Source organism: Burkholderia sp. YHN3-13 (genome assembly GCF_055810675.1).
Map to the genome: position 1 here is coordinate 272,359 of NZ_JBVVNQ010000004.1, position 11,378 is coordinate 283,736.

General features: G+C 68.9%; 9 protein-coding genes and 1 pseudogene. 4 read left to right on the forward strand and 6 right to left on the reverse strand.

What is annotated here, in order from left to right; all coding sequences use genetic code 11:
* Window positions 1-66: 66 nt before the first annotated feature.
* Window positions 67-1,266, reverse strand: a complete 1,200-nt coding sequence (locus tag AC0KUR_RS12690; RefSeq protein ID WP_124670751.1) for an amidohydrolase family protein — start codon at window positions 1,264-1,266, stop codon at window positions 67-69.
* Window positions 1,267-1,728: 462 nt separating this feature from the next.
* Between AC0KUR_RS12690 and AC0KUR_RS12695 the strand changes: the two genes are divergently transcribed.
* Both AC0KUR_RS12695 and AC0KUR_RS12700 read left to right on the forward strand, forming a co-directional pair.
* The gene (locus AC0KUR_RS12695; protein WP_034187609.1) at window positions 1,729-2,379 is read left to right on the forward strand and encodes an outer membrane lipoprotein; all 651 of its coding nucleotides are present in this window, start codon (window positions 1,729-1,731) and stop codon (window positions 2,377-2,379) included.
* A gap of 237 nt (window positions 2,380-2,616) precedes the next feature.
* Entirely contained in the window at window positions 2,617-3,126 is a 510-nt protein-coding gene (locus AC0KUR_RS12700; RefSeq protein ID WP_034187608.1) for a GNAT family N-acetyltransferase, read from the forward strand.
* A 101-nt stretch (window positions 3,127-3,227) separates the two neighbouring features.
* Here AC0KUR_RS12700 and AC0KUR_RS12705 read toward each other — a convergent pair.
* A pseudogene (locus AC0KUR_RS12705) lies at window positions 3,228-3,444 on the reverse strand (endopolygalacturonase); the annotation flags it as partial.
* Window positions 3,445-3,854: 410 nt separating this feature from the next.
* On the opposite strand from AC0KUR_RS12705, the gene AC0KUR_RS12710 reads away from it, so the two are divergent.
* Window positions 3,855-5,213, forward strand: a complete 1,359-nt coding sequence (locus AC0KUR_RS12710; protein ID WP_473375974.1) for an aspartate aminotransferase family protein — start codon at window positions 3,855-3,857, stop codon at window positions 5,211-5,213.
* A 55-nt stretch (window positions 5,214-5,268) separates the two neighbouring features.
* Here the strand turns inward: AC0KUR_RS12710 and AC0KUR_RS12715 are convergent, their stop codons facing one another.
* Together AC0KUR_RS12715 and AC0KUR_RS12720 are read right to left on the reverse strand one after the other, a co-directional pair.
* The gene (locus AC0KUR_RS12715) at window positions 5,269-6,444 is read right to left on the reverse strand and encodes a M20 aminoacylase family protein (RefSeq protein WP_473375975.1); all 1,176 of its coding nucleotides are present in this window, start codon (window positions 6,442-6,444) and stop codon (window positions 5,269-5,271) included.
* Window positions 6,445-6,473: 29 nt separating this feature from the next.
* Complete coding sequence (locus AC0KUR_RS12720) at window positions 6,474-7,706, reverse strand: diaminopropionate ammonia-lyase (protein ID WP_124608483.1); 1,233 nt, start codon at window positions 7,704-7,706, stop codon at window positions 6,474-6,476.
* Between the two features lie 181 nt (window positions 7,707-7,887).
* On the opposite strand from AC0KUR_RS12720, the gene AC0KUR_RS12725 reads away from it, so the two are divergent.
* On the forward strand, window positions 7,888-8,364 hold the full coding sequence (locus AC0KUR_RS12725) for an Lrp/AsnC family transcriptional regulator (RefSeq protein ID WP_059559204.1): 477 nt from the start codon (window positions 7,888-7,890) through the stop codon (window positions 8,362-8,364).
* Window positions 8,365-8,439: 75 nt separating this feature from the next.
* Here the strand turns inward: AC0KUR_RS12725 and AC0KUR_RS12730 are convergent, their stop codons facing one another.
* Window positions 8,440-10,164, reverse strand: coding sequence for a tannase/feruloyl esterase family alpha/beta hydrolase (locus AC0KUR_RS12730; protein ID WP_049033783.1), 1,725 nt, complete (start codon window positions 10,162-10,164; stop codon window positions 8,440-8,442).
* 28 nt (window positions 10,165-10,192) lie between these two features.
* The gene (locus AC0KUR_RS12735) at window positions 10,193-11,341 is read right to left on the reverse strand and encodes a porin (protein ID WP_034187604.1); all 1,149 of its coding nucleotides are present in this window, start codon (window positions 11,339-11,341) and stop codon (window positions 10,193-10,195) included.
* Between the last annotated feature and the right edge of the window lie 37 nt (window positions 11,342-11,378).

Genomic DNA, 11,378 nt, shown 5'->3' on the forward strand with positions numbered 1-11,378 from the left:
GTCGATTCCGGTGAAGTCGGTCAGTGCAAGGCCGGCACGGCGCATGCCGTGCCGCCGGCCGGTGGGTCAGCGCGTGAAGCGCAGCGACGGCGCGAACGGCGCCCCCGTATCGCTTTCGCCGCGGCGGAATACCCACCGTTCGGCCGGCACGCCGGCGACGGCCGCCGCCGCGTTCGGCGCGCGCACCGCGACGAAACTCGCATCGCAGCCCACCGCGATGCCGTAGTGCGCGTTGCCGATCACGCGCGCGCCGGCGTACGTCGCCATGTCGAGCGCGATGCCGAGCGCTTCGTCGGTGTAGAAACCCGACCGGTAGCCGACCATCATCGCGCGCTGCAGCATGTCGCCGTTGCCGTACGGCCACCACGCGTCGCGAATGTTGTCGTTGCCCGCGAACACGTGCACGCCCGCGTCGCGCAACAACCGCACCGGCGGAAACGCGCAATCGCCCGGCGCATTCGTCAGGATCGATACGCCCGCTTCGGCCAGCGCCGCCGCGGTGCGCCGGACATCGTCATCGCTCACCTGGCCGAGCGCGTACGCATGGCTCACGTTCACGCGCCCGCCGAGCCCGGCCGCACGCGTGCGCGCCGCGATCCGCAGCAGTTGCGCGATGCCGATCTCGCCCGGCTCGTGCAGGTGGATGTCGATCTTCGCGCCGCGTTTCTCCGCGATGCCGAACACGATGTCGAGCTGGCCGTCCGCGTCGCCGTCGAGCGTCGTCGGATCTATCCCGCCCACGACGTCCGCACCCTCGCGCACGGCCGCGTCGAGCATCGCGGCCGTGCCCGGGCACGTCACGACGCCGGCCTGCGGAAACGCGACCAGTTCGATGTCGACGATCCCGCGCCATTGCTCGCGCGCGGCCATCACGGCCTGCAGGTTCGACAGGCCCGTCGTCGCATCGACGTCGACGTGGCTGCGCATCGCGATCGTGCCGAATGCGGCGGCCTGCGCGATCAGCGCGTTCGCGCGCTCGACGATCGGCGGTGCGGCGGCAAGCTGGCGCTTCTCGACCGCGAGCCGCTCGCGCAGCGAACCGACCGATTCGTGCGGCACCCAGCGAGCGCCGACGAAGCTCTTGTCGAGGTGGATGTGGCCGTCGACGAAGCCGGGCAGCACGACGCGGCCGTCGAGGTCGATGGTCTCCGCGCCGGGCGCGGCTGCGCAATCGGCGCCGATCGCCGTGAAGCGGCCGTCGCGGACGACGAGGTTGACGGGCTGGCCGCCGGCATCGACGGCATTGATGAAGAATCGTTCGGTCATGGCCTGGAAGGTGGGGCGGTCGCGGCGCGCCGCCGGCGCGGACAGGGAAGGATCCGTAGCCGGCGCGACGCGACCGCTGGCAGAGAATCCGGCCACGATATCGGACGCTGCCGCCCGCGGCCAATTAAATGTCGCGATGCCGCGCATTCGATTTCGCGATGTGTGCCGCACACGCCCGCCGGGTCTCGCGTGACGCAGGGGTTCGATCGCAACGGAGGGCCGACACGCCGCATGAAACAAGCGGGCCGCATCACCGGCACGCGGATGACTGGAAACCGCTTCGCGCCGTTGTCGGGCCTGGCTCGAACGCCGCGCCGGCGCAGCGATTTACGCGGCAACAGACTTTACACGTTGTTACCCGGCCGCACCGGACGCGCATCCGGCCATTCCTTATACTCACGCCGAGTTCGCCACCCATGACGGGAATCCATCGGCGGACACGTTGCCGATGCAGGAAACATCATGATGCGCATGCCCTCCACGAAGACCGTTCTGTTCGCCTCGCTCGTCGCCGTGGCGGCGCTTCCCCTGACCGCCTGCGTCGCACCCGGCTACTACGGCGCGCAGCCGGGCTATCCGCAGCAGCAGCAATACGCGACGCCCGGCTACGCGCAGCCCGCGTATTCGCAGCCGGGCTACGTGCAGCAGCAACCGGCGTATCCGAACCCGGCGCCGCAGCCGTACGATCAATACGGCAACCCGTCGCAATACGGCTCGCAGCCGTATGACCAGTACGGCAACCCGCAACAGCAATACGCGAATCCGTACGGCACGCAATACGGCACCGTCGCGAACATCCAGCCGGTCAACGGCTCGGTCGGCCCGTCGGGCGTGGCCGGTACCGTCGTCGGCGCGCTCATCGGCGGCGTGCTCGGCAACCAGGTCGGCCGCGGTCACGGCCGCGATGCGGCGACCGTCATCGGCGCGCTCGGCGGCGCGGTGGCGGGCAACCAGATCGGTCAGCAGATGGGTGCCGCGCAGGGCCCGAGCAGCTACCGGATCGACGTGCAAGTCAGCGACGGCTCGATGCGCTCGTTCGACGTGCAGTCGCCCGGCAACCTGCGTCCGGGTGACCGCGTGCAGATCAACGGCAATCAGCTGTCGCGGTATTGATTGATGCCCGTTGCGTGCGCGTGATCTGATCGCGCGCACGTCGTCCCTTCCGTCACGCCGGCACGGCCGCGTGACCCGCCATGCGCGCACGGCCCGCAACGCTCCGGTGCCGCCGAAATGCGCAACGCGCCGAACGGCGCCACGCGACATCCGAATTCCCATTAGGATGAGGACGATGCATCCCGCGGCTACGGCAGCCCGCGCCGGCATGCACGCCCCTCAACCGGAATCCCGCCGATGACGATCACGACCCGCCTGCTCGATGCGGCCGACGCCGCCCGTTTCCAGACCGTTCGCCTGCGTGCGGTCGATACCGCGCCCACGTCCTTCCTGCCGACGCTCGACGAGGAATCCCAGGTGCCGGTCGACGAATTCGCGACGCGCCTCACGCCGAACCACGAGCGCGCGGTGTTCGGCGCGTTCGACGGCGAGACGCTCGTCGGCATCACCGGCGTGCGCCGCGATGCACGCGCGAAGATCGCGCACAAGGCGACGATCTGGGGCGTGTTCGTCGAGCCCGCGTATCGCGGCCGCGGCATCGCGCAGGCGCTGCTCGAAAGCGCGACCGAGCATGCCGCGCAGGCGTGGCAGTGCAAGCAGCTGATGCTGTGCGTAAACGAGGTCAACGGCAACGCGGAGCGGCTGTATGCGTCGCAAGGGTTCGTGCGGTTCGGCACGGAGCCGCGCTCGATGTTCGTCGACGGCCGGTTCTACGACGAGCACTACATGATCAAGACGCTCGCGTAACGCGTTCACGTTCGTCCGCTTCCGTATTTGCCGTTGCGTTCGCGTGCATCGGCCGACCACGCCGCACGCGAATGCCCCTCCTCCCTCGCCTCATGGCATCGCCGCTTGTCGGTGATCGTCACGTTCGTCGGCGTCATCGCGCTCACGTTGAACGTTTGGACCGGCCCCGGCGATGTGACTGTCGGCGTGCGCGTTGCGACGGGCGTGCCGAAGTCGCAGTTGCCCGTCGTCGCGCCGGGGATCGGCCGCACGGCAGGCGTGGGCGGCGTGCCGTTGCAGTCGGACGCGACCCGGCCCCTGCGCGACGATCGCCTGGAAGCGTGGTGGGTCCCGCCGTTCGGCGTCAATTCATACGTCGTCGTACCGCATCACACCGTCCAGGCAGGATCATATCAAGGCAGATTCCTGTCTTCGACTGCACTCTCATCGGTTCGATGCTATGAATGTGTGCGCACACTCACTTCTGACAGACTGCCTCTAAAGATACGTTGTCGTACCTTTATGCGCAAAAACTTCAGCTAAAAATCCTCGTCGAATTCGATCGCCTCCCGCGCCAATTCGCGCGCCGGTCAGTATCCAGCATAGCTTCGATTCACTCGCGCCATCTTGAAATCGAACAGGACGCGCCCGGGCGTTCCCCCGCCATCACGCCTCGGGAATTCCGCCCCTGTTCAGCCCCCTGCCGCCCGCGCTATCGTTTCTCCTTGTTCACAGCCCAGGAGCTGCCTTTGCCTTCCCGCCACGGAGTCGACCTCATCCGCGCCCGCGCCTTGTTCGATCGCGAGCGCCAAGCGTTCACCGAAGCCATGCCGGTCTCCCGCGCGCTGTCCGCGGAAGCGTCCGAGCACCTGCTGTTCGGCGTGCCGTTGCACTGGATGCAAGACTGGTCGACACCGTTCTCGCTGTATGTGAAGGAGGCGCGCGGTGCGACGTTCACCGACGTCGACGGCCATCGCTATGTCGATTTCTGCCTCGGCGATACGGGCGCGATGTTCGGCCACGCGCCCGAACCGGTCGCCCGCGCGCTCGTCGAACAGGCCACGCGCGGTTATACGACGATGCTGCCGAGCGAAGACGCCGCATGGGTGTCGCGCGAACTCGCGCGCCGCTTCAGGCTGCCGGTCTGGCAATTCGCGCTGAGCGCGAGCGACGCGAACCGCTTCGTGCTGCGCTGGGCACGCGCGGCCACCGGCCGCAACACGATCGTCGTGTTCAACGGCTGCTATCACGGCACGGTCGACGACGTATTCGTCGATCTCGTCGACGGCCGCCCGGTTCAGCGCGACAGCCTGCTCGGGCAATCCTACGACCTGCTCGCCAACACGCGCGTCGTCGAATTCAACGACCTGGCCGCGCTCGAAGCCGCATTGAAGGATGGCGACGTCGCGTGCGTGCTAGCCGAGCCCGCGATGACGAACATCGGGATGGTGCTGCCCGACCCGGGCTTCTGGGCGGCCGCGCGCGAACTGACGCGCCGCTACGGTACGCTGCTCGTGATCGACGAGACGCACACGATCAGCAGCGGCCCCGGTGGCTACGCGGTCGCGCACGCTCTCGAACCGGACATGCTGGTGGTCGGCAAACCCATCGCGGGCGGCGTGCCGTGCGCGGTGTACGGCTTCAGCGCCGAATTCGCGGAACGCGCGAAGCAGGCCAAGCTGAACGCGCCGCCCGGCCATTCGGGCATCGGCACGACGCTTACCGCGAACATGCTCGCGATGCATGCGATGCGCGCGACGCTGGCCGACGTCGCGACCGACGCCGCGTATGCACACATGTTCGAACTCGCCGCGCGGCTGGCGACGGGGCTCGAGCAGGCGATCGCGAAACACCGGCTGCCGTGGTGCGTGACGCGCATCGGCGCGCGCACCGAATTCCAGTTCGCGTCCGCGCCGCCGCGCAACGGCACGCTGGCCGGCGCGCAACTCGACAGCGAACTCGAGCACATCGTGCACCTGTACCTGCTGAATCGCGGCGTGCTGATCACGCCGTTCCACAACATGATGCTCGTGTGTCCGCAGACGACGGCCGACGATGTCGACCGGCTCGTCGCGCAGTTCGACGCGTGCCTCGGCGAACTGGTGTGACGTGACGACGCGCGGGACGGTGCTCGCGCGAGCGCGTACCGTCCCGCAGCACGCGCTACGCGGCCCGCAACGCCCGCCGCGCCACTTCCGCGAAATACCGCGCGCCCACAGGCAGGATCGCGTCGTTGAAGTCGTACGTCGCGTTGTGCAGCGGCACGCCGCCGAGGCCACCCGCTTCACCGTTGCCGATGAACACGAAATTGCCGGGCACCACCTGCAGGAACCCGCCGAAATCCTCCGAGATCATCATCGGCTGCACGTCGGCATTCACCGCCTCCGCGCCCGCGACCTGCGCGGCGGCCCGCACCGCCGTGTCGACCCATTCCGGCGAATTCACCGTCGGCGCGAACTCGTGCGTGTACTCGAACGTGCAGGTCGCGCCATGCGTGCGGCAGATTCCTTCGCTGATCTCGCGCATCCGCGTTTCGAGCAGCGCCTGCACGTCCCGCGAATAGCTGCGCGTGTCGCCCTTGATCGTCACGGTTGACGGCAGCACGTTGCGCAGCCCGTCGGTGATGAACTCCGTGCACGAAATCACCGCCTGCTGGCCCGGGTCGAGATTGCGCGACACGATCGTCTGCAGCGCGAGCACGACCTGCGCGCCGATCACGATCGGATCGATGCCCATGTGCGGCCGCGCCGCATGCGTGCCGCGCCCGTCGATCCGGATCACGAAATTGTCCTCGCTCGCCATGATGCCGCCCGCGCGCGTCGAGAACGTGCCCGCGCGCATGCCGGGCATGTTGTGCGCGCCGAAGATCGCGTCGACCGGAAAACGCTCGAACAATCCGTCGGCCATCATCGCCTTCGCGCCGCGGCCGTGCTCTTCCGCCGGCTGGAAAACGAAACGCACGGTGCCGTCGAAATCCTTGCGCTCGGCCAGCAGTTGCGCGGCGCCGAGCACCATCGACATGTGGCCGTCGTGCCCGCACGCATGCATCTTGCCCGGCGTGCGCGATGCATGTTCGCGGCCCGGCGCGTGCTCGGCGATGTTCAGCGCGTCCATGTCCGCGCGGATGCCGATCGCGCGCTTGCCGGTGCCGGCCGTCAGGTTCGCGACGAGCCCCGTGCCGCCGATCCCGCGATGCACGTCGAGCCCGAGCGTCGTCAGGATGCGCGCGACGTAGTCCGACGTGTTCACTTCCTCGAAACCCGTTTCAGGATACTGGTGCAGATGGCGGCGCCAGGTCTTCAGTCGCGCCTGCAGCGTGCTTTCCTCGATTGTTTCCATTGCGTTCGCCTCGTCGGTCGTCATGTCGTTCAGGCCGCCACCGCCACGCGGTCCAGCCAGTCGCGCTGCCGCGCGCGCACCGCGTCGGCCGTCTCGCCGACGCAGTGCCGGTACACGGACGGCGCCGTCGCGCCTTCCGTATTGATCGCCAGCACATGCGCGTTCGCGTCGAGCCCGGCCTGCCGCGCGAGCGCCGGGTCGCGCATCAGTGCCGTCAGGCCAGCCACGCCGGCCGCGCCCGATTCGCCGGCGACGACCGGCACGTCGCGGGCGCTGCCGGCCGCAAGGCCGCGCATCGCCTGCACCGCGTCTTCGTCGTCGATCAGCATGAAGTGGTCGATGCACCTCTCGAGGAAATCCCATGCAAGCGGCGACGCCTCGCCGCACGCGAGCCCGGCCATCACCGAATCGACGCTGCCGGTCGCCTTCGTCGCACGGCCGGCCAACGCGCTCTGGTACAGGCAATCGGCCTGGCGCGGCTCGACGACGACGAAGCGCGGCCGCCGCACGCCGTCGCGTTCCCAGAGATAACTCGCGACGCCCGCGGCGAGGCCGCCCACGCCGCCCTGCAGGAACACGTGCGTGAACGGCCGCCCGTCGTCCTGCGCCGCCTGCGCGGCCGCTTCGGCGGCGATCACGCCGTAACCCTGCATCACGTCGCGCGGAATCGCTTCGTAGCCGTCGTACGACGTGTCCGACACGACATGCCAGCCGTTCGCCTGCGCGAGCTGCGCCGCGCAGACGACCGATTCGTCGTAGTTCCCCGCGATGCGCACGATCCGCGCGCCGTACGCCGCGATCGCGCGTTCGCGCTCGGCGTCGACGTTCGCGTGCAGCACGATCACGCAGCCGCAGCCGATCGCGCGCGCGGCGGCGGCCAGCGCCCGGCCGTGGTTGCCGTCGGTCGCGCTGATCACCGTCAGGTCGGCCAGCTCCGCCGCGTACGCGCCGGTGACGAGCCCACGTGGCTCGAGATCCCGCGTGCGCCGCAGCCGCTTCACGAGCCGCACCAGCGCGATCGGCGCGCCGAGCGCCTTGAAGCTGCCGAGCGGCGAGCGGCACGACTCGTCCTTCACGCGGACGCTCGCGACGCCGAGCCGCGCGGCAAGATCGGGCAGCGCGCGCAGCGGCGTGCGCGCGTTGCCGACGAGCGGCCAGTGCGACAGCCATGCGCCGCTTTCGTCGGCCGATGCGATGTTCATCACGCGACGCAGCGCGTTCGGGTACGCGGTGCGCGACGCGCGCGGGTTGGCGATCAGCATGGCGGAGGGCTCCTGGGGCGGGACCGCGCGGGCGGTCCGTCGGGTGGGTCGGATCGGGCGAGCGCCAGTTGCGCTCGCCGTCGGTTCGAAAAATAATATTGCGCGGGCCGGTCAATAAAATCGCCAAATCGACGGCTTCAACGCAAAAATTTCTCATTCTTTCGAAGGCTCACGCGCGATCATGACGACCCCACTCGATGCGTTCGACCGCAAGCTGCTGGCGGAGCTGCAGCGCGACGCGCACACGCCGCAGGCCGAGCTCGGCGCGCGCGTCAACCTGTCGACCGCCGCCGTGAACCGGCGGCTGAAGCGCCTCGCGGAAGACGGCGTGATCGAGCGCTATACGGCCGTGATCGCGCCGGACAAGGTCGACCATCCGCTGACGATCGTCGTGAACGTCGAGGTCGAGAGCGAGCAGATCGATCAGCTCGATGCGATGAAGCGCGCGTTCGAGCGCTGCCCGCAGATCCAGCAGTGCTACTACGTGACGGGGGAATGGGATTTCGTGCTGATCCTCGCGGTGCGCAACATGGATCAGTACAACGCGCTCACGCGCGAGCTGTTCTTCGCGAACAACAACGTGAAGCGGTTCAAGACGCTGGTGAGCATGAGCCGCGTGAAGGTCGGGCTCGACGTGCCGCTCGATCTCGGCGAGTAAGTACGCGCCTGCCGGCAAAAATGAAACGGCCGGCGCGAGACTACCCGCGCCGGCCGCTTCCCGTCGACGGCTACGTCAACGACAACTGAAGCTCGCCGCCGAATTCACGTCGCCCGAGCCGTTGTAGCGCGCGACCTGCGGATACGGGCACAACGGCCGCGTGCGTCCCGCGCCCCACGAGGCGGGCACGTCCGCATTCGGCACCGCGTTGGTCGTGTCGCGCGCGGCGGCCACGATCGCGGCAGGCGCCTGGCCCTGCTCGACCCACGCGACGAGCGGCGTCAGCATGTCGAACTGGTCGGCCGCCGGCCCGCCCGAACAGTGGTTCATCCCCGGCACCGGATAGAAACGCGCGAAATCCGACGCATCGCCGCCGTTCGCCTGCGCGACCTTCGCATACCAGTCGCGCGTATCGTTGAACGAGAACACCGGGTCGCCCGTGCCGTGATAGACGAGCAGCTTCGCGCGGCGCGCCTTCAGCGCGGACAGGTTCGTCTCGTCGGGCGGCGTCATGAACGACCATGAAGATTGCGTGTACACGCCGTTCGTCGCGAAGATCGCCGGTGCATCGTTGTCCATGTCGAAGCCGAGCGCGAAACCGGGCAGGTTCGCGAGCGCCGCGGCGGTTTTCGGCGGCGTCATGAACGTGAACGCCATCGCGGCCGGATCGAGCGAGACCGAATTCGACTGCTTCCACGCGGCCCAGCCGCCGCCGGCCACGCCCGGATCGTACGGAAAGCTCGCGTAGAGCGCCGTGCCCGCGCTGTTGCGCGCCCCCGTGAACACGTTCTCCAGCGCGGTCTTCTGCGCGGGCGTGAGGCAGGCGCCCGTGCGGGTGCCGTTCGCGCAGGTCGGGATATCGGCCTCGACGCTGAAATGCGCCTGGCACGCGGCGACGTCCTGCACCATCCCGTCGGCCGCGCCGTCGAGCGCATCGCATTTCTCGAGGATCTTCGCGCCGACGAACTGCCGCTCCGCATCGTTGAAGCCGCTGCGGATATCCGGCAGCCCGTTCGCGCCGGTCGCCGACGCGATCTTCGCGAACTGCTGCGCACCGTACATCTCGCCGATCGCCGCCTTCGGCAGATGGAAACCCGGATCGCCCGCGATGATGCCGTCGTAGTCGGCCGGGTTGCGCACGGCGGTGACCATCGCGTGACGGCCGCCGTTCGAGCAGCCGCCGAAATAGCTGCGATCGGGCGCCTTGCCGTACGCGAGCCGGATCACCTGCTTCGCCATCGGCGTGAGCGCATCGACCGCGCCGTAGCCGTAGTCGATCCGCGCCTGCGGATCGAGGCCGAACAGCGGGTTCTGCGCGGCGCTGTGCCCGGAATCCGAGCTGATCACCGCGAAACCCTGGTTCAGCGCGTCGGTCAGGGGCCCGCCGCCGCCGATCTCGCCGGTCGCGGTCACGACGTTGCCGTCGAGCCCTCCGTTCGCCTGGTAGAAGAAGCGGCCGTTCCACGCTTTCGGCAAGCGCATCTCGAAGCCGATCGCATAGGTCTTGCCGTCCACCGCGCTCACGCGCTCGTTCATCTTCCCTTCGATCACGCAGTGCTCGGCGATCGGCTTGCCGGCCACCGTCAGCGCGCCGGCGGCCGCGGTCGTCACCGACGTGAACGACGTGTTCGCATACGCGAGCTTCGCGGCAAGCGCGTCGCAGGTCTGCGCCATCGCGGCCGGCGTCGCGGCGCTCAGGTGGGTCGGCGTGGAACTGACCGAGTCGTCGCCACCGCAACCGGCGAGCATGGCCGCCGCAGAGAGCGGCGCGATGCAGAGGAATGCAGATTTCCTGTTCAAGATATCTCCCGTTTGTCTGGCTGCCGGATCAGAACATGTGCCGCACGCCGACCATCGCGCCGAGCTGCCCCATCCCTTCGCCCGGCGTCGTGCCGGGCCCGCCGCCGCTGACCGCGTAGCGTGCGTGCGCGCTGTTCCACAGATACGACGATTGCGCATAGACGGCCGTGCGCTTGGTCAGCAGATAGGTCGCGCGCAGCGTCGCCATCGTCGCGCGCGTGTCGTGCGCGGTGTTGACGATCCGGTAGCCTTCGCCGTCGACGACGAAATCGGGCTTCACCGCATATGACGCGCCGACGAAGAACAGGTCCGAATGCGCGCCGGGCGCGGCCGGCGAACCGGTCGACACGCGCCGCCCGATCCAGCCCGCGCCGATCCGCGCGCCGGCGGCCTGCGCGTACGCGCTCACGTGCGTGCGGGCATCCTTGCCGCCGCTGCTGGTGAAGGCGACGGGGGCGATGCCGTCGAAGAAGTTGGCGGCCGCGCCGGTGCCGCCGCGCTGTTCCTCGTACGACGCGGCCGCGCCGAAATACGCGCTGTCGTACTTGAGCATCACCGACCAGTTACGGCACTGGGTGGCATCGCCCGGCACCTGCCCGGCGCACGTCCCCTGCCCCGGCGAGTTGCCGGTGCCCGCGCCGTCGCGGCCGAACGAATACGCGGCGCCGAGCGTCACGCCTCGATAGGTGCCGAGGTAGGTCACCGCGTTGTCGGCGCGGCCGTTCGGCACGTAGGCGTCGAACGAGCCGAGCCCGTAGATGTCGGGGCCGATGATGTCCGCGCCCTGCAGCGCGAGGTAGGTCATCGTGTACTGGCGGCCGAACGCGAGCGTGCCGAAGCCGCCCTTCAGCCCGACGAACGCCTGCCGGCCAAACAGCCGGCCGCCCTGGCCGAGATCGCCGCCGCGCACGTTGAAGCCGCTTTCGAGCGTGAACACCGCCTGATAACCGCCGCCGAGATCCTCCGTGCCGCGCAGCCCCCAGCGCGACGGCAGCTCGCCCGTCACGCCCGGCATGCGCACCACGTGATCGCCGGCCGCGTTCGCGTGCGACACGAACTCCACGCCCGTGTCGATGATCCCGTACAGCGTCACGCTCGACTGCGCGTGCGCGCCGGTTGCGGCGAGCGCGCAGCATGCGCCGGCGGCCAGCAGGCCGTTCCTTGTCTTCGTCTTCATATCGTTGCGTCTCCAGACCATGTTGAATGGCGCGCTC